This window comes from Lysinibacillus sp. Y5S-8, from assembly GCF_036894365.1.
Taxonomy (GTDB): domain Bacteria; phylum Bacillota; class Bacilli; order Bacillales_A; family Planococcaceae; genus Lysinibacillus; species Lysinibacillus fusiformis_D.
In genome coordinates this window covers 1524344-1545577 of the sequence record NZ_CP145889.1, presented here as the reverse complement: position 1 = coordinate 1545577, position 21234 = coordinate 1524344, and the positions used below count along the sequence as shown (strand labels likewise).

The 21234-nt window shown below is 33.1% G+C and carries 15 protein-coding genes; all 15 read left to right on the top strand.

All coding sequences use genetic code 11. From position 1 onward, the window contains the following. Positions 1-50: 50 nt before the first annotated feature. The 15 genes from V6670_RS07235 (at position 51) to V6670_RS07165 (ending at position 21233) form a co-directional block, all read left to right on the top strand. Positions 51-518: a hypothetical protein gene (locus V6670_RS07235; protein WP_338653349.1), complete on the top strand. Its 468-nt coding sequence runs from the start codon at positions 51-53 to the stop codon at positions 516-518. A 183-nt stretch (positions 519-701) separates the two neighbouring features. Next, positions 702-6989, top strand: a complete 6288-nt coding sequence (locus V6670_RS07230; RefSeq protein WP_338653347.1) for a peptidoglycan DD-metalloendopeptidase family protein — start codon at positions 702-704, stop codon at positions 6987-6989. Between the two features lie 20 nt (positions 6990-7009). Continuing rightward, positions 7010-7585 carry a distal tail protein Dit gene (locus tag V6670_RS07225; RefSeq protein ID WP_338653345.1) on the top strand — a complete coding sequence of 192 codons (576 nt, stop codon included), beginning with the start codon at positions 7010-7012 and terminating at the stop codon, positions 7583-7585. Positions 7586-7587: 2 nt separating this feature from the next. Next, positions 7588-8244, top strand: a complete 657-nt coding sequence (locus V6670_RS07220) for a hypothetical protein (RefSeq protein ID WP_338653343.1) — start codon at positions 7588-7590, stop codon at positions 8242-8244. An 11-nt stretch (positions 8245-8255) separates the two neighbouring features. Next, entirely contained in the window at positions 8256-8894 is a 639-nt protein-coding gene (locus V6670_RS07215) for a hypothetical protein (protein ID WP_338653341.1), read from the top strand. Between the two features lie 11 nt (positions 8895-8905). After that, positions 8906-12718 carry a phage tail spike protein gene (locus V6670_RS07210; protein WP_338653340.1) on the top strand — a complete coding sequence of 1271 codons (3813 nt, stop codon included), beginning with the start codon at positions 8906-8908 and terminating at the stop codon, positions 12716-12718. A gap of 11 nt (positions 12719-12729) precedes the next feature. Next, complete coding sequence (locus tag V6670_RS07205; RefSeq protein WP_222423543.1) at positions 12730-13215, top strand: PAAR domain-containing protein; 486 nt, start codon at positions 12730-12732, stop codon at positions 13213-13215. A gap of 25 nt (positions 13216-13240) precedes the next feature. Next, positions 13241-14389 carry a hypothetical protein gene (locus V6670_RS07200; protein ID WP_141904027.1) on the top strand — a complete coding sequence of 383 codons (1149 nt, stop codon included), beginning with the start codon at positions 13241-13243 and terminating at the stop codon, positions 14387-14389. A gap of 59 nt (positions 14390-14448) precedes the next feature. Continuing rightward, positions 14449-15201, top strand: coding sequence for a hypothetical protein (locus V6670_RS07195; RefSeq protein WP_338653338.1), 753 nt, complete (start codon positions 14449-14451; stop codon positions 15199-15201). A gap of 104 nt (positions 15202-15305) precedes the next feature. Continuing rightward, positions 15306-15905 carry a hypothetical protein gene (locus V6670_RS07190; protein ID WP_141904025.1) on the top strand — a complete coding sequence of 200 codons (600 nt, stop codon included), beginning with the start codon at positions 15306-15308 and terminating at the stop codon, positions 15903-15905. A gap of 17 nt (positions 15906-15922) precedes the next feature. Continuing rightward, entirely contained in the window at positions 15923-16258 is a 336-nt protein-coding gene (locus tag V6670_RS07185) for a hypothetical protein (RefSeq protein ID WP_338653337.1), read from the top strand. A gap of 23 nt (positions 16259-16281) precedes the next feature. Then, positions 16282-17352 carry a hypothetical protein gene (locus V6670_RS07180; RefSeq protein ID WP_338653336.1) on the top strand — a complete coding sequence of 357 codons (1071 nt, stop codon included), beginning with the start codon at positions 16282-16284 and terminating at the stop codon, positions 17350-17352. A gap of 11 nt (positions 17353-17363) precedes the next feature. Beyond that, the gene (locus V6670_RS07175; RefSeq protein WP_141904022.1) at positions 17364-18749 is read left to right on the top strand and encodes a LamG-like jellyroll fold domain-containing protein; all 1386 of its coding nucleotides are present in this window, start codon (positions 17364-17366) and stop codon (positions 18747-18749) included. Next, on the top strand, positions 18750-19970 hold the full coding sequence (locus V6670_RS07170) for a discoidin domain-containing protein (protein ID WP_141904021.1): 1221 nt from the start codon (positions 18750-18752) through the stop codon (positions 19968-19970). 48 nt (positions 19971-20018) lie between these two features. Beyond that, complete coding sequence (locus tag V6670_RS07165; protein ID WP_141904020.1) at positions 20019-21233, top strand: discoidin domain-containing protein; 1215 nt, start codon at positions 20019-20021, stop codon at positions 21231-21233. The last annotated feature ends 1 nt before the right edge of the window (position 21234 follow it).

Here is a 21234-nt window from a genome sequence, read left to right as displayed (position 1 = left end):
AAGAGCAGATTTTTTCTGCTCTTTTTTTATCTCAGTAAAGGAGCGTAATTATGACAAAACGTGAGACGAAATTAACATTAACTGACATACGAAAAAATGTTGAGGAACTAAATAAAAAACAAAAATTTTACATTGATAAAGATCAAGGAAAATTTATTTATTACTATCCTAAATTTAGTAAGCGTAAAATAACTATTTTAATCAATGAGCTATCCCATACGATGTCCTATGTTGAGCAGCATAAGCTCGATTTTTTCAAAAATGATGGCGAATTAAATAACTATATTTTATTTTTAATTATTAAACACTTCACTGACTTACAAGCTGAATTAAAAGATAAATCAATAGAAACACATTTTGCTATTATGAATGAGCTAGTTGATATCGGCTGGTATGAGTTGTTCCTGATAGAAATGTTCACACCTCATGAAATTTCAAATGTTTTAGATGAGCTTAGTAAACGACTAAATTTAAGTATTAAATATTTGACATTAGAAAAAGAGCTCAAAGGTGAATAACCAAGTGTTGATTTCAATATTTAATACTAAAAACCGTTAGAATTTTGAACTACTCCCCTACTTATTAGGAGGGTATTTGAACATTTTATGCCTTATAAAAAATATAAGAATGAATGATTATCCAGCTGCCAATTTAAATTAGTAGCTGAATTTTCAGTTATCTTAATTAGGAGGGAAAATCGATTGAGTACTGGTGGTGAACAAAAAAAACCAACAGAGCTTTTAGTCGCTCTAGGAATCAACGATAAAATTTCGAAGCAAAATATATCTACATACATAAAAAAATTAAAAAACATCCCTAATCTAACAATCAACTTAGATGTTAAAGGTCATAATACTCAAATGTTTATTGAGTATGGAAAACAAATAAAAGCATTGGAGCAGCAATTAGAAGCGTTTACTTTAAAACTGCAAAATGTAGGAACTGAAACCGCCGCTCCCCTTTCCATCTTCAAAGATTTCAAGCAGCAAATTTCGGATTCTATAAAATCGATTGATACTCTTAATGACACATTTGATGAGTTAAAAATAAATGTTAGTGCATTTTATAAACAGCTGTCCAAAATCCCTACTGGCGATCTCCATTCTCTTAAAAATTTTGTAACACAAATGAAAGTAGACATGGAAACAATCGCTACAAACCAATTTAAAATCTATGGCATCGAAGAAACACAGCAAAATTTACAGGCTCTAGAATCTAATTTATATAATATTTACGAACTTCAAAAATCCTATGCAAACACCACTGACTTCGAACAATTAGCATCTCAAATCACCGATTTAAATACCCAACTGAGCAATATGCAGCTGGGCGAAGGCTTAAACATAGCAGGCATTTCCGATATTTCAAGCCAATTAGAAAAGATGAACCAAAGTATAGTGACATTTGGGAAAAATACGGCTGAAGCGGGTCTAAGTTCCACAGCATTTGCCTCTGCCATTATGGATGGCATTGGCCTCGCCTCTACATTTAAAACACTTGGCGAAGATATTTTAGGCACAGGTACTGCATTTGCTGGTAGAGCATTATTTGGACTCAATGCAATAGGAATCGCAATAAGTGCTGGTGGGTTGATTATAGGTAAAATACTTGAAGAAAGAAAGAAACAGATTGAAGAGCTAAAAACTGAGGAACAAGAAATATTAAAAGCATATACTTCGAATGCTAGTGAAATAGATACTCAGTTTGAAAAATATTATCAATTAGAAAATGCTATAGAATTGGGAAATACAGACCCTTCTGTTATTAGTGAATATCAAGAAATTTCTAATAGACTTGGCGAGATTCTACCTAACCTTGTTACACAAGAGGATGAATTTGGTAACAAGATTATTGGCTCAGCAGAAGCTTTGAAAGTGAAAATCGGACTGCTTAAGGAGCAGCAAGCTATAGAAGCAGAAATTACTAATCAGGCAATCCAAGATAAGCGAAATGATGATATTGATATTCGGAAAAGGTCAATCTCTGGCCTAGAGGACTCACTCAATACAAACATAGATTCAGCAGCTAGAGTTCTTAGCAATCATGCTAATAGTTCCTTCATTGTAGGTGATGTTAAATTTTATGATGATAATTTTAAACCTCTTCTTAAATCTGCTGAGGATTTTGAAAAAAAATTAAAAGAATTAGATCATCTACAATCAAAAGCTGAAAAAAATGGTGATACAGTTCTTGCTAATTATTATAAGGAATTAAGTACTATCGCAAAAAGCCAAAAAGATATTATTGTTCAATCTGATAACGAACTACAACAAGAAATACTATCGCAAAAAAACGATTATATAGCTAATATTGCAGATGTTATCAATGAAAATAATAAATTGACCGATAGTGTTAAAAACAATTCCGAAGCCTTTGCAGCTCAACTAATTGCTTCTGCTGATATGGATGACCTAGATACTTTACAAAATTCTTTAACATCATTATTTTCAAACACAAACGCCAATTCGATTATAAATGAAATAGCAGATTCATTCCAAAATATGGAAAATGCTACTTCTGAAACTTTTGAATCCATGGCAAATAAAACTAAAGATAATATGGAGAGTATTTCTACCGATTTATCCAAGCTTGGTTTAAGTAAAAAAGAAGTAAGTAGCATTATGGGATCTTTAAATCAACATTTCGAGGATACTACTCAAAAACAAAAAGAATTATCTGTTGAAATGAAGGTTAACAATTTAACATTTGCTGAAGCAAAAGCAAATGTAGAAAGCTACAAAGATGAAGTTAAAAATCTTACCACTACTCACGAAAGGTTAGCAGGAGTTTCACAGAAAAGAGTGAATGATACTTCTGATCTTTTATTTAATTATGAAATGTTAACGAATCGCTTAAACGGATTTACAGAAGAAGAGATTCGTAATCTAAATCAAAAAAGCAAATTAACTGCAGAAGAACAATATCTTGTAGATACTTTGAATTCTCGAGATTTAATTTTAAATAGCTTAAATACTCTTTATCCATTACTACTTGACCAAGACGGTAAAGCAATCAAACTAAGTGAAGAAAAAATTAATGCAATTCAAGCTGAAAACCATGCAAACGAAACATTATTAAAAGCTTATAAGTTAACACGAGATGGTAAATTAACTACAGAGCAACAAATGACAGTGGATGCTGCTAAAGCCGCAAAAGATAGAATTGAGATTAAGAAAAGTGAAATCCAAGCTCTATTAATGTCAAATACATATTTACAACAATTTATAGATAATCAAAACAAAGGCTCCAAAATGACTGATGCTGAAGGTCGTGCAGCACTGAGAGCTACAATGGTCAAAGCTGCCAATGATACAAAAGTTGAAGATTTAACAAATGAGTTGAATATCGATCAAAAGCAATTAGATAGTTATATATCTTCAATAGATAAATTTATAGATGCTAAAAGCTATTCCCAAAAGGCAAACAATAATGCCAATAAAACGACAACAAAATCAATTTATATCACAGATAAATACAAACAAAAACTAGAAGAATTAAACTTTGAAATTGAAAAACAACAAAGATTACTGTCTAAACTACCAGAACATTCCAGTGAGTATCGCAGTGCTTTAGAAACTCAAATTAAGTTTGAAAAAGAAAAACTTAATGTGATGCAGCAGCAAGAGGCTTCTTTAAAAAATCAGATTGCCTCAGGGCAAATTCAGAAAACCGGTAATGTAACAAGCAATTCCACTACTTCCTCTACAACTACGAATTTAAACGGTTGGTCTGGTAAAATCACTAGCCCATATGGAAGTCGTAAAGACCCGATTTCAGGAAAAACAGATTATCATCTAGGGATGGATATTTCAGGTTCTAAAGGAACTCGCTTAGATGCGAATGTTGCAGGCAAAATAATAGCAAGTGGTGATGCTGTTAAAAATGGCGAAGATGCTTCATACGGAAATATTGTTATCGTGCAAGATGCAAACAATTTCAAACATCTTTATGCCCATCTAGATAAAGCTGTCGCTAAAATTGGTGATTATGTTGAGATAGGAACACAAATAGGTAATATCGGTGCTTCTGGTAGAGTGACGGGTCCACATTTACATTACGAAGTGAAAAATGCCAAAGGTCAACGTATAGACCCTAAAAGTTACTATACTGAAGCAAAAGATGGAAAAGTCACCTCCTCTACTTCATCTGCAGTTGACACGACACAACAAGCTATTGATCAAACTAAATCTGAATTAGTTAGTTTACAACAACAAATTTTAAACCAAAAAGATTTAATAGAAGATCTTGAGCGCGGCATTATAGATAGTTACCTTGCCTCGTTTGAAAACAAAAAGACAACGATTGATAACTTATTAGAGACTAGTGATAACAAATTAAGGAAACTCACTGTCACATCAGAGTCCTATCGTAAGGAATTAGATAAACAAAAAGCTGCTTTAAATGATAAAAAGAAAATTAACCAAAATGAAATTACTTATCTTGAAGGCGTTATTAAGAGTGGCACTGTCTCGAAGAAGGTTGTTGCTGAGTATACCCAACGTCTACATGAACTGAACAATGCAAATAGTGAGATAGATTTTGCCATTTGGGATGTAGGTACAAAAAAAGTTGAATCATACATGTCAAAATATGAGCAGCAACGGCAAATACAAGAAAACGTTATTGCATATGAGAAAGCTAGACTTGAAGAATTAGATACTTCCTCAGCTAGGTATGTAAAATCGCTCGTGAATATTAATAACGCGATGAAGGAAAAACAAAATGCCAATCTTTATGAACTGACTCAATTAAAAAATCTAGTAAATGGAAATAAAGTGTTTGGCGATGGATTACAATCTGCGAAGCAACGAATTGAAGAGCTAACGATTGGTATGAAAGAGCTACAAGTAGATATTCAAAACAGTGATTATGACATTTTAATCAATATTAAAACACAATCAGATGACAAAATAAATGTTATAGAATCAGAATTGAATCGAGCTGAGCTAATTCGGAAAATGTTTGATGAAGGTTCTGCTGACTACGAAAAATACACAAATATCATGATTAATGCTCAAGAAAGAATTGCTCAACAGCATTTGGAGACCAGAGATAACTTGCTGGAGGAATTAAAACAACGTGATATCACTGCAGAACGCATCAAAGAAATTACAAAATTAATAAATGATGAGTATAATGGCTATTTAAATGCTACTTTGGCTATTAAAGATTATACAAAGCAAAAAGAAGATGCCAAAAAATCGCAACTTGAACAAATTGCAGATAAAGCTATAAATGCTTATAAAGATTATTATCAAGAACTTCGAGATGAACATATCAAGCAACTTGATGAGGAAATTGAGCGCGAAAATAAAAAACATGAAGCAATCATGAAAAATCTTCAAGAAGAAATGGACTTATTTAGAAAAAGTGTTGAAGATAAGCTAAGGCTCATTGACCGAGAAGAAGCTCAAAGAAGCTATGATATGGAGATTTCCGATTTAGAGAAAGAACGTTCCAATATACAAGGCAAGCTTAATATATTAGCTTTAGATAATTCTCATGAAGCAAAGGCAAAGAGAAAAAATCTTCAAGAACAATTAGATGAGATCGATAAAAACATTGCTAATAAACGTCATGATCGAGAAACTGAACTACGCAAAGAGTCATTAAATGATGCGTTAGAGAAGAAAGAGGAAGAAATAGATGGAAAAATAGAGCTTCAAGAATCAGAGCATGAGAATTTAATTAATAAGATTAATCTTGAAAAAGAATACTGGGAATCACATTATAGTGATTTACTAAATGATGAACGTAAATTCGCTAAATTGAGAGAAGACATCATCAATGGTCATTTAAATAATGTTGAGGCAGAATTCAATCAGTTTCATGATAAATTAAAAGCTTCTCTACCAGAAATAGGGGAAAACTTAAGCGGTACTATGGAAACAGTGGGTAAGGCAATTCGTGACAATGTTATTTTAGAATTAGAAGAGGCTCTAGAATTAATAAATAAGTTTAATGAAAGTCAAAAATCTAAAGATAATGGTTCATTCGAATCCAATCTTTCTAATCCTCCAACTTCTAAAGGTAATTTGTCTGATGCCGACTTACAAGTTCTATTAGGTAAGTTCTTATATGACAGAGTTTTGCCGAATGTTTCAGGGAAGGATCAGAGTGCTGTTAGTGAAATGGCAAAAAAATTAGCTGAAGAGGGTCGCGCTAATGCCGATACACGATTTACTAAAAATGGTACTAATTTTAATGATTCTACACAGGTGCTTACACAAGCAGAAATGGACTCCTTATATGAGTATTTTAATAGCAACAAAAAAATACTTGGTGGGAAATATAATAGCTTCTTTGAGCAGTTTTTTAACGAAGTTTCAGGTAATAAACAAGAGAATGGAAGTCGATTGTCTGAGGGGGATATGCAAGTTATGTTAGGTAAATTCATTTACGAAAAACTTGTACCTGAGCCATCCTTAAATGCAAATACGAAAACTGCTCTAAAAAGCAAAGCTGATACTATTGCTCAAAAAGGAAGAGACAATGATTCGAAAATCACCGAAAACGAAACATTTGATTCCATTAAAAATAAATACTCTACTGAACAAATTAATCAATTAAAATCATTCTTTAATTCCAAATTAGATATGATTGATAATAAAACAACACGTGAATTAATGAAGAAAAAAATTGCCTCACTTGACACTGGTGGTTACATGAATTGGACTGGAATTGGTATTGATGGTAAAGGAGGAAAGGCTATTATTGCTCACCCACAAGAAATTATGTTGAATAAAGCTGATACACAAGGTTTGTTTAATTCAATCAATATCATGGATAGTATAATGAGTAACCTCTCCCCTTTCCTATCAAAATTTGCTCCATTCCAAAAAATATCCTCTGCTCCAAATGGAGATACTTATGGAGACATCAAGATAAACTTCCACATTGATAAAATGAATGGTGATAAAAATGACTTAAATCGATTTAGCAAGATGATTGACGACGATTTATTGCGTAGGAAGGGAATGAGAAAGTAATGTTGGAATCTATTCATTTTATGTATGACAATATTTCATCGAAAGATATGGGTATTCAAATTGCATGGTCGAGAGGAGGTTTATTCGAAGAGAATTTTCTTCCAAGACGGAGGATTATGGAGAAAAAAATTGCTAATAATGAGAAACCGTACTTTCAAAGAGTTGAACATGAGCCACTCTCTTTTAACTTATCTTTTTATTTAGAGAAATGGCTCGATGCTCATGATATAAGAAAAATTGCTCGCTGGTTATTCCAGCCATACTACAAACCCTTAATTTTTGACAATAACCCAAATAGAGTATTATATGCCCTTGTAGAAGGCGATTCCACCTTATTACATAATGGTTTAAAGCAAGGCTATGTTGAATTAAGTATTAGATGTGATTCTCCCTACACCTATTCTCACGAATTTAAATTTAACAATATGGAATTTAGAGATTCTAATACGGGTTATCAAATTATCGATGACATAAATAGCTTTGAACAAGGAAGTTTTTTTAATACGAAGATTACATCTAATGGTTTAACGATTGATAAAATTGATAATTCTTGGGGAGCACTATATGCCAATATCAAAAAATGGAGTGAATTTTAACTATGGAAACAACAAATATACTTAAATTAAATATCACCACTGAATCCTCGTTTGAAGATGATGATATAAAACAAACCGTTATTGAATATGGTAGTAACTTTGTAAAATTAGAAAAATATCTAAAAGATGCTACCCCATCAATTGAAGATCTAAGTGATAATAAATATTATCCGATTGGTCATATTTTATGGAATAAGGCACCTGTTACAGGCTCGTTTATCGGGTGGGTAGTCACTAGAGAAGGCATTCAAGCAAAAAAGTGGTTGCCTAACAAAAATTACAGTATAGGCAATTTAGTAAAGCCTCCAACAGATAATGGCGGTCTTTATGAATGTGTGGTCAATGGTAAAAGTTCTACTACTCCCCCCACCTTCATCACTTCATTAAACCAAGAATTTCAAGAAGTTACAGGAAAAAGCTGGCGCAATGAATTCAATTATGAAGTAGGCGATTTAGTTTTCCCTACTAGCGGCAACAAAACTTATTATTATATTTGTGAAACAGCCGGTTACTCCTCCCCTCTAGAACCTGAATGGTCATCTTTTCAAAATGATACGGCATTTATTGACGGTTCAGTTGTATGGCGAAAGGCAAAAAATATAATTTGGAAAAAGGTCGGCACTAATTGTGAGTTTCGACCATTTGGAAAAATAGAATAGGGGTTTTTAGAATGAAATGGGGTTCCTTGATAAATTCGACTGGCTCTTATGTTTCGAAAAGCTATGAAATATCCAATATATCATCTAAGTATTTAACAACAATTCTTGCCAATATCATCAATATACATAATCAGAGAGTAGAGTTTTTCTATTCTCTTTCCTATGACTACATTCATTGGACTGATTGGAAAACGATCAACTTTAACGATAACTACTTATTAGACGGAAACGATTTAAATGGATTAATTTTTAGATATAGAATTGTTCTTCATGCTCAAAAAGATAATGAAAAGCCTTTTGTCCAATCCTTCTCGATTGCCTTTGACCCTTGTGAATCTTTAGAAAACTTGGGCGACTTTGTTGTTAAACCTAAACTATGGATTAGGAAAAAGAATGGAAATGGCAGCATTGAAATCACTAACATCCTAACAAATCAAACACTAGTTATAGAGAACCTTATTGATCATGAAGAAGTGTTTATTGATTGTCAAAAAGAAGATATTGTTTCTGATAGGCAGCATCTAGGCGTTTATCGATACGATGATCATAATGATGAGTACTTAGAATTAGTGGTCGGTCATAATCTCCTAAAAGGAAAAGGAGATTTCGATATGGACATTAGACATCAATATGTCTTTATACAGGAGTGAGGTGAATTTTATTGAAATTAGGGGAAATAAACTACAATTTAAAACCAGATGATGTAAGAATCTTTTTATGTAGACCTGATAAGAAAACAATTGCCAGGATTAGTGAGGCATATGATATTACGTACAGTACAAAACTCTCCGTACTTAATGAGATTTCATTTAAAATACCAACTGTCCTTATGGAAGATGGTATTCCTTTTGATAATACAAATATTGATAAAATAAAGAATAGATATTTATTTAAGTTGAGATATGGACAAATCACTGAGTACTTTTTAATGAATGAATCGAGTAAGTCATATAGTGATAATGAATATATTAGTTATACCGCTTTATCTCTAGGTGTTCAATTAAGTGATAAAAATATAAGACAATTTGAAGTTATCAGTAAAACATTGTCTCAAATTACAACTGAAATTTTATCCTCCGTTAATACGAAATGGACATTGGGTTATGTTGATAGCTACTTTGAGGAGATTTATCGAAGTTACGAGGTTGCTTCAAATAATGTATTAGAAATAATCTATGAGTTAGCAAACCTTTGGAATGCTCTAATTGTATGGGATTCTGTAAAATACGAAATCAATTTCTATAAACCCGAAAATATTGGTAAGGATAAAGGTTTCTACATACGAGATGGTAAGTATTTAGAGTCTTTCAATTTAGCTACTAACACAATAGATACAATTACCCGTTTAAAAGTATATGGTCAAGATGGTTTATCAATACATCGTTTGAATCCAACAGGTCAATCATATCTCGAAGATTACAGATACTACCTCTACCCTTTCAATCGCGAAAATGGAGTTATTGTTAGTCATTCCAAATATTTGTCAGATAGCTTGTGTATTGCGTTAGAAGATTATAAAGCGTTGGTTGAAGCCTTATCAGAGAAATTCACTCATCTAACGGAAATGGTCACTACACAAAATTCAATTATTCAAACCGAAGAACAAAAACTTAGTGCTCTAAACACACAAAGAGTCATTATTGAAGATGAACTAGATTTATCCAATGCTAACTTTCAATCCTCCACCCTTAAACATCAAGATATCATTCAACGTTTAGAAGCCAAACGATTAGACATATCAAAGCAAGAAGCTTTTATAAGGGATTTAAGCTATCAGCTATCTGATTTTGAAAATGAATTGCAAGATTTACAAGAAAAATTAGCTAGGGAAAATAATTTTACGGTAGAACAATTAGCAGAGTTATCAGATTTTGAAATAGAAAAAGAGTATATTAACGATTCCATTGTTGATGACGAGGATTTAATTGAAGTTGGTAAAGAAGTATTTAGACAATACCTTGAACCTAAGATCAAGTTAGATATGAATTTAATTGATTTTAGATCTATCGTCGAATGTCAAAATGATTGGGATAAGTTAGGTTTAGGTGATATTGTACGAGTTAAGTATGATAGATTGCAGGTAGATGTAAAAGCCAAAATTACTGAAATTACGCATGATTTTGAAAATGAAAGTATTTCTGTTGTTATAGAAAATGAATTTGATGAAGACAATAATTGGTTAGAGCAGCTTAATAAAGCGGGTAATACTTCTACTATTGTTCAGATGGATAAGTGGAAATGGAATTTGTCTGAAGAAAACAACGGTGCCATCAATGATATTATTAATAATAAATGGGATGCCTTAAAAAATGCTGTCATGGCGGGCTATAATCAGAAGATTGAAATAAGTGAACGTGGCATTATTGTTAGAGATTTGGAAGACCCTTTAAGTTGGCTTGTTATTCAAAATGGATTTCTTGCTATTACCAATGATAATGGCGAGTCATGGAAGCATGCTATTTCTAAGGATGGGATATTTGGTGAGCGTATTTTCGGAAAAATTATTTCTGGAGTCAATTTAATTATAGAAGATGAGTCTGGTATATGGGTAACGCAAGGATCTAGAACTACGATTTATAATCGACATGGCGAAGAAGTAATGTATGTAGGCTTAGTTTCTGAGAATACAAAAGATGATGATGGAAACTTAATTCCTCAGGCCAATGAATGCTTTGGACTTGTATCTTGGAATCATATAACAAGAGTTGCACTAACTACTTGTGAAGGATTTTCTGTTAGTAAAAAAGATGATGAAGAATGGAAAAAAGTGTTATGGGCTAATACAGACGGTACTCTCTATTCTAGAAACATGATAGCTGAGAATATTAAGATAGTAAATAATCTAGATGAAGTCATACTGGATGCTGAGAATAATTATTTTAATATTGGATTACTAGACAAGATTGTGGCAGATGGTAAATTAACTACGTTAGAGAAGCTTGAACTAATTAAAGAATTGTATAAAATTCACTCCGACTATAAATTACTCCTTCAACAAGCACAAAAATATATAAAAAGTGAGAGAGATAATGTAACAGATATTGAAGGTGCTTTTAATACATCAACACAAACCTTCCCTACTGTACATTCTACTACTGATAGATATTCAACAGATGCATTAAAAAATGCTTATTTAGAACTGATAAACTATATGTCCAGTTACATCAAGATTATTAACAATGGTTACCTGGATTCATCAAACTTAAATATCGATATGACAGACCCTATTACAGAATCCACGAGTCAAATTGAGAATCGTGGTATTTTTGTGCAAAAAATTAAAAATTACTATGATGAAGCGACTAGACTACGACAAGAAATTGAGGATTCTCTATTCTATTCGGGTATCACAATGGGCAGATATCACAACAATCTCATTATGAATGATTTTGGTTTTATCGCTGTTCGACATGACGGTAAATATAGAGCCTATCTAAATGCAACCAATGGACTTGCATTACAAAAGTGGGAAAATGATCAATGGGTTAGTAAATTATTTGCCACATTAGGAGATTCTAAATGGGAAGACGGAACCCTCTATGCTGAAGGATTGGTAACGAAAAATCTTCGAATTGTAGATGGGGACTTAGGCGATGCTATTACTCTCGACTGGAAGGATGGTATCACTATTCATGGTAAAAATGATGAGGAAATTAGATTAAATGCTAATGAGGCTATCTCCATATATGTTAATAAACAAAAGAAATTTTACGTAGGTATTGATGGAAGACTTTATGCAAAGGACATTACTACTCACAATCTAAAAATAGTGGATGGTTTCTTAGGTGAAAAAATTATCTTTAATGAAAAGGATGGTATCACTATTAATGGGAATAGCGGTGAGGAAATCCGCCTGAACGCTAATGAAGGTATTGCGATTGATGTCAATCATGAGCCTAGATTTTGGGTAAGTAAAGACGGACATTTGTATGCACGAAAGCTTTTCATTATGAATGGTGAATTAGATGAGTCTATTCTTGAAGGATTAGATGAAGATGATAGTTTTATCTCTGATTTAACAGTTACTAGATTAAGAACTTATGATCCTACTGACTCCGATAATTACGTTCATATTAAACAAAAATTCTTGAGATTTATCACCAAAAATGGATCCTCGGAAAATGTTAAATATGAAATGTATTTTGAGGGTTCAGGAGCTCAAGCCTACCCTATTGCTATTTGGGGTAGTGGATCTGGGAATAATACAAACAACAATAAAGCTAAACAGTATAAAACACAGGAGGGCTTCTTTACAGAATATGTTGATGAATATGGTGACAAGCATTCCCTAAACCTGACAACAGATCGCTCAAAATCTATCGAGATTAACTCACCTAGAACAGTGTCCATAAAAGGAGGTGGTGGCAGTATTATAATGAATAATACACAATTAGAATTAAAATTTGGTAGCAATACGATTACTATGTCGACAGCTGGCATTAAATTAAATGGTACTCGTATTGACCTTAACTAAGGAGAGTAGATATGCCTGGTGTATCAGTGAAAGGAAATAGAATGAGTAGCTCTGTTGCTAGTAACCACGTTAAAGTTAGCAAACCTAATGAAGTTCAATGTGTTCCTGGTTATATAGATGGTCAATATTACTCAGGATCATGGTCTGGTGGTATTTGTTATGGTATCGAAATAAGACCTAGCTCACCTTATGACTACCAAGATATTGAGGCAACTGTGGAAGGAACCGTTCATGAAGGAATAGCTAATGTTTTTGTAAATGGTCTAGAAGTTGCTTTCTCGGGAGCAAAAACACAAGAGAATGATTCCTATCGCCTTCCTAGTGGATGGTCTTATGTTAGTGGTGCCCATTCTAATATGAATGGTTCTGTTAGTAATGGAAGTACCACCGTATTTGTGAATGGGAAACCTCTTGCTAGAAAAGGAGATTCTGTTACAACACATGCAAACACAACATCTTCTATACAAGAAGGTTCCTCTAACGTGTTTGCCAATTAATCATAGATTGAAAGGAGGTGAAAAATTGTCACTACCTATTAATTATTTAGAGTTTAACAACCCTATTCATATTGTTTGGCGAAAAGGAACACCAAATGACCCTTATATCGATCGGCTTGATATTACTCGCGTTGTCAATCAACGTGTTTTTTTATTAGAAATTCCAGACGAAATGTATAAGGTTAGAATTTCAGGTATGTTTGAGATTAACTACGAAAAGTTCATCAAGCACAACTTAGAAAAAAATGAATTTTATGTAGACTATACAAACGGTTTTGTTTATTTTCATGCAACCAAAGAAGCAGAAACCCTATCAATTGTGTACAAAGGAAGAGGTTTAATTCTTTATCCTTCTACACGAATTGTACATTATGATGGAACGGACTCTACCGAGACACTTCATGAAATTATTGAAAGAAGCAAAATACAAGTTCAAGAACTAATTGTTCAAACAGATAACTATGAAGAATACTTAAAAAAGCTGGTCATTGCTATTAATGAATCAAATCATGCTACTGACCAGGCTTTAATTGCCGCTCATAATGCTAATGAAGCAACCGAACTAGTAAGAGATGCATACGAAACAACCGTTTTAATTTATCAGCCATTCGTTAATACATATGATGACATTGTAAAAAAATTCCCCTACCCTGAAGTTGGGTGGACAACACAGGTTTATGATACGGGTATACGTTATCGTTGGAATGGAAAGGCATGGATTCCTATCGATGCCTTAGGTGGGAATGTGCCATTAGCCAACGAAGTAATAAACGGATTAATGAGTAAAGAACAATTCGTTAAGGTTCAAAATATAACTGAATTTGTCAATGAGAAAACAATCGTTTTCATTATTCCAAAGGATGTTTTGCAAGGAATCCAAGATCCACATGTAGTTTTTGACTGGGACGGCGAAGTTATTGATGTAAAAGCACTAGCTTCTACTAAAGGAATACAGTCTACGCCTATTCAAATACAAAAATCTTCAAATTTTAAAGATTGGGTAGATATAACGGATAGTCCAGTAATAATCGAAGCAAATAGTTATTTTGATATGAAAACATATAAGTTAAAACATACTAAAGTGAAGAAGGGAGATGTATTTAGACTATACATCCCTTCTTTTTCTGTAGATGCACAAAACTTATCGGTGAATGTAAAAGTAGCAATAGAATGATCCTTTTGAAGAGATCAATTATATCCTATAACAATTTATTAGAAAGAAGGAATTTAATTATGACAAAAGCACCTGTGGTTTCATGGTATGAAGGAACTAATGAAAAATCAAGCGAAGTTACACAAACAGTAAACTATGGTACAGTCGACGCTGATTCACAATCAGCTATCAAGGTTTTCTACATTTGGAATAACAGAGGCGAATCAGAAGATGCCTCTAAAATGGAAGAAGTTGTTTTTACAACTCGTGATCGAAATGGTGGCGATGGGGGCTCAACAGGAAATATTGTTGAAGCTGTTCGTGATAACTGGTTCCATGTCAGAGTTGATTCATTGAATGAATCCTCTTTCACAGCTGTTGGTAAAGGTGGCGTAGGTACAAAAAATCCTTCTGGGACAAAAGAATTGGGTACAAACGGAACTACAACAAATGTGAACGCTTCTACTGCTCAAGTTTGGTCTGCTTCTAAAACTTTAACATTAGATACTTATATTCAACCAACGGAAGGTAATGGTTTCATCTATAAAGTCACTAAAGCAGGTACAACGGATACCAATGAGCCAACAACATGGATGACTGTTGAAGGAAGTCCTGTTTTTGATGGCAGTGTCGAATATGTGGCTATCAAAATCGACAAGACTCCTAATGCTAAAGAGATTCTCGGTTTAGCCAACAACACTGACGTTAATGGTGATAATGCTAATTTAGCAGGCGGTAATTTCGTTCAGGTTTCTGTGTATGCAGATGTGCCTATCACAGCGTCAGCAGGTAAAAACCTGTTAGTTCAACGTGTTTCTTATCGTTATGTTTAAAAAGATTCAAGACATAATATAACAGCTTAACAGGGTAAGGGAACTTCTCCCCTACCCTTTTTTTAAAAAGAAAAACTTCAATGCAATGAAGGAGATTGATAAAAATGCTATTCGAAGATTTGAGAAACACTCAAGCAATCGCTATTCCCTTCAACTGGAACGCTGATTATGCTAATGGTAAAAACTATGCCGAGTATGACCTTCTCACGCATAAGAAGAATGATTTTTATTTAATTCAGAAAAACCAGGTCATTCGTTTTGGTTTGTTTGGTCAAGGAATGAAATTTTTTTTCGAAATGTCTGATGGTTCTTTCAACCTGAATGGTCGAAGAATTGAAATTGATTATATTGATGAAAATGGAGAAGTTTTTCATTTAACAACAAACTTTGAATATAAAGACCTTATTACATATAAAGAAGCTTACGCTGATTACAATAACGTGCAAGGTATTCAGCAATCAAACTTAAAGTCAATTAATTTTGGCTACAAAACAATTTACAAGAAAAATGATATTAAGCTATTCTTTCAACCTCTCGTTTCACTTCCTTTTAATGAGAGTGCTTGTATGGAGATAAAGCTAACTTCCAACAAGCTCCTGAATGGATACTTAGTATTCAAATCAAGAGGTATTGAAGTAGAACGCTTTTATGCCCCTTTGGAAGCCGATAGAGCAGGTCAGATAAATTGGACAATTAAACACTAATGCAGGCGAGGAAAAACATGATGAAAAGATTTTGGTTACATCTACCTAATAAAAATGATTCCTTAGAAATAACAACGACTAACAATAAATTATCTTTATTTGAATCTGCTAATGAGAAAGTCTACACAATAGACACAGGGAAATACTCACTTAAAAATCTAATAGACAATCTTGTCAGCAAAGGATTAAACGCTAAAATTGGAGAAATTAAATCACCTAAAAACTTGAAACTAATTGTATTATTTTTAGATAATTCATTTACAAACGTAAGTGGTAGTTTTATTAACTTCATTGATGGTATTGAGTCGATAGATACAGGAGATAGACAAGAAGGTAATATAATACATATTTAATAATAAGAAAGGAAAATGCTCATATGGCTCTTATAGGTGGCAATACAGAGAAGAAAAAAATAGGTTTATCTATTGGTGTCTCTGGAACACACGATAAAACAAAAATCAACAAAGACACAGGTTTTTTAGAGTTAGTTGATATTGATGTAGATGGTGAAGGAAACCCTATCTATGTAGAGCAAGGTTCTTGGACTTCTGATGTAATTGATTTAGGAGATATTTTTCAAGACTTTGAGAAAGTGTTTACAGACAGCACAGAAACAGGTGCAAGCTCATTCGCTGTGTTAACGAGGGTTTCATCAAATAATTATGATTGGTCTGATTGGGTTGCTATTGCAGAAGATGGAACTATACAGTCTGAAACTAAACAGTACATTCAGGTTAGAATTGACTTGTTTGCAGGGTTTGTGACTGATACTTTTATTATTGCTAAATCAGATTTCAATATTAATGAATTTCTTGAGGAAAAAGAAATAAGAGTAAGTAAATATGTTGTCCCTAAATTAACATCAAACACTTCGTCAACAGAAGGTTATGCATTTGCTGAGACAAGATATAATTCTTCATATGAGGCGTGGTACGCATTTGACAAAGCAGATAGAAATGAAGGATATTGCTCTGCTAATGGAGTTAAAACAGGGTATTTAGGTTTTTGTTTTAAAAGAGGTGTAGTAGCTTCTAAATACAAGATTAGAAGTTGCAATGCTTTATCAACAATGATTAAGTCATGGGTTCTACAAGGCTCAAATGATACAACAGATGGCACTAATGGAACTTGGATTGACTTAGATAAGCAGACTAATCAGGTTTGGACTACAGGATACACTGATAAAGTATTTGAAGTACCAATGTCAAAAAGGACTAGCTATCTTGCCTACAGAATTAAGTTTTCTGAGGTAAATGGTGGCAGTTATGCAGGTGTAGGAGAATTAGATTTCTATGAGGAAGGAACAACGTCATTAAATCTTAAACATGATTACATTTATGACAAGGAATTAGATTCAAATTGGTCAAATTTAGGTAGTTTACACAAAAAGAAAATTACTCGTAATGATTTTATAAAAATTGATAGATTGTATATTACTGATAAGTAAGAGGTGAGAAAATGGAGACAAGAGCTATAAAAAGTGGAACTATTAAGTATGATGTATCAACTCCTAGTACAAATACAGTTGAGTTTTGGATTAAATTAACAAATGAATTTTCACAAGCATTTCGCCTATTTAGTGATAACAGAAGTAGCACTCTTGCAGAAATAGCTATTGACGCAACAGGTAGAATAGGCGTTAGACATGCGGTAAATAATTATGGAAATTCAGGTTCAATTTACTACGGAAGCACGAGACTAGAGAAAAACGAAGTACATTATATTGCAGTTACTATGGGAGGAAGTGGTTGTAATATATATATCAATGGTGTAATTGATTATTCAAGCACTTCCATACTTTCAGAAAGTAGAAATGTTAACAAACTCACTATAGGGCAAAGTAATCATGCCATAGTTGAGTTTCCTAAATATTGGAATAGACAACTAACTCAGGATGAAATTGTTGAAAGCTATAAAAACAAAAGAAAACTTATTTCAAACACAAGTGGACTAATTATGTATGACCTGTTTGATGAAGCCACAGGCTCTAAAAATGAAGTAACCAGTACCCCAACAAATGCTTCTATTACCTACCACTCAAAAAAATCAATCCTTTATGATAGCAAATCTTTTATTTACCATGAGGGATTATACAAAAAATACAGTAATGGAACTTTGACAGGAAATGTTATACCTACTTTGACTGATAATAATGTCTCTACTGATGGTATTGCAAGAGCTAGTAGTGAGTTGGGTGGAACAACATATTACGCTTATGCCTATAAAGCTTTCAACAAAACTAATGCTGCTTATGCTTCATCTGATATTGACGCTTGGCACACTAGTTCAGGGATAGTTACTAATAGTTGGTTATCCTATGAGTTCAAATTACCAAAAACTATAATAACATATTCACTAGTTCCATTCAACTACGCAGAAGGTTCTGCAAGGATGCCTAAGAGTTGGGTTTTTCAAGGCTCAAACAACAGCACAGATTGGGAAAATTTGCACACTGTAAACAATTCAACAGGTTGGGGAACAACTGAGAAAAGAACTTTCACTTTCAGTAATAACAAAGCTTATAAACACTATAGAATATATATTTATAGCAACAATGGTAATTCAACATACATTGCTATTGGCGAACTAGAGATGTTTGAGGTTGAGTTTGCTAAGGGATGGACAGCGATTTCAGATACTCTCCCTAAACCACAGCAATTCCTTGAAAAAGGTATGAACAATCTATCTCCCCTACTTGACCGTAGAGTAGAAGCCCAACCACCTACTGCAATGACACAGAAAAGTGACATTTTAGATGTTGGTGAAGTTGGTAAGGTATTTAGTGGAACAATTGATTTAAAGAAATCCATTGACATTAGGTCAATTAGAGTTGAGGTGAGATAAATGGTCATTAAAATTGATGGTAATTGGAGCAATGGAGCTTTAAGAACAAGTGTCTCTAATCTTGGAGGTGCTACTACACAAGGAATTAGAACTTTAGGTGATGGCATATTTTATTGTGAGCTACTATCTGAAAATTCACCAAGTTATAAGTCAATAGGTGTTGCTACTACTCTTAATCAAAGTTGGGTTAGCTCAGGTCAATTTACTAACGCTTTATATCCTATTCCCAACACCTCTGTCACAATTGACTCAACTTACGGTATTCTCCTAGATTTAACAGGACTGGTTGGGAAGTTCAGTTGGAACAAAGATGGTAGTGAATTCTCTAATTGGACTGACCTAATTGATTCACAAGGGAAGGTAATTAAAGATTTTAGAATCGGAATAGTTGGAAGTTCTTCGGTTGGAGGTACACAGTCCTTCACCCTTAACTATGATACAAAAACATTTAAGACAAATCAAAATAATATTTTAAAAATGGTTGATGGAGAGGTTTATACATTTGATGGTTCTAGTAAAATTCGCTCAGAAAAAATTTTACTTAAAGCAAATAGTAAGATTTACTCCCCTACGGTTATCCAAAAAGCAACAACAGAAAACTTATCTAAGTATGTAAAGTCTGTTACTGCTAGTGGTGGATTAACCCCTGAAAAAACAATAGATGGGAACTCAGGTGGTGCTTCATCATACGGTTGGTCTAGTACAGGTCTTCCTAGTGCTTGGATTAAGTATGAGTTTAACAGCGCTGTATCTATTGATAGATTTAGCATTTTCTCATTTTACCACAGTGGATATGAAGCGATTAAAGACTTTGTAATTGAAGCTTCGAATACAGGACAATTCTCAGGAGAACAGAGTGTCTTATATACAGGAACGCACCCCAACGATACTACAGCTAGTTTTGTACAATATAGTTTTAATAACAATATAAAATACAAATTCTATAGAATAGATGTTAAAAACATTTACTATGGAAATGGAGCTGACAACCTTTCTATCAATGAAGTTCAATTTTGGAAGGACATTGACACTATAAGTTTATTAAGGCTAGACTCTTTATCACAATATGTTTTTCCAAAATATGGTAGTTATAGCAATTCACATGTAGGTGGATTATTGAGTAGCAAACAATACTTATTGCAAGAAAATGATTTAGAAACCACAAGTGGACTACTAGTAAAAAAAGTAGATAAAAAACCACTCAGCATTAGTTTTAATTAGTGCTGATTTTTTGTTTGTTCTTAATACAACAAGAAAGGATTTAGTTATATGAAAAAAAATCCAATACCAATAATGACATCAAATACTCAGCCTAGTGGAGAAGCATTTGGTAGCTCAACATGGACAAGCACAAGTGAATATTTTTACGCTTTCAATGATAGCTTAAACCAAAATTTCACATCTAATTCTTCGCTACCACAATACATTGGCTACAAGTTTACAAAATCCTATAAAGTAGTTGGCTACTCAGTTACTTCAAGAAATCTTAATAATGACGATTTAGCTATTGCCCCTACTGAATGGGAGCTTCAAGGGTCAAATGATAATTCAGTATGGGAAACAATAGACAAGAGAATTGGTGTTGTTTGGACTTCTAAGCTAGAAGAAAAATACTACGGATTAAAAAATCAGCAATTTTTTACTTACTATAGATTATTAGTAACAAAGAACAATGATTTTGCAACCTCTATTTTTGGTATAAATCAACTAAAGTTGTTTCGTGAGAGAGAGAAACTAATAATCCATAATCCAAATTCAACTAATACGAAACATTATTCCCTATCAGACAACACTCTTATTCACCTTCCTGATAACACAACTGAAAGCATTATTGAGCATGGTATTGAGCAAGGTAGATATATTCAATTAGATGTACCTTTCACTAAACATAAGTACTTTAACGAAAACCCTGTTGCTAACGCAAGTGGTAAAGTGTTTACACAAGATATTGGGGTAATTAATACTTTGAGTATCAAAGAGTTGGTAGAGAACAAGGATTTTGAGCCTTTATACACTTGGTATGACACAAGAATGACTTCTAATACTGCTCCTTCTCCATTGGTATCAAGTGCTAGTAGTGAATACAATGCGAACTACGCTCCGTTCAAAGCATTTAATGCTATTATCAGTGGAGAAACAAATTCGTGGGTAACTTCGTCTGGAGTTAATAATGGTTGGATTCAAATTAATTTTAACAAACAAATTAAAGTAAATATGTTCAGTATAACATCAGGAGATTATTCTTCATCTGTCGGTTCTGAACCAAAAGATTTTATATTATACGGTTCTAATAATGGAACTGATTTTGATGAAATAATAACTATTAACAATCAAACAAACTGGAAATTGGGAGAGGTAAGAACATATTTATTAAATCAAAGCGCAAATTACTCTATTTTCAAGTTGCAAGTTGGCAGTAACAATGGTTTTACTTATCTTAGAATTGCCGAATTAAAACTTGGCTATAAAAGAGAGGTGAATTAAT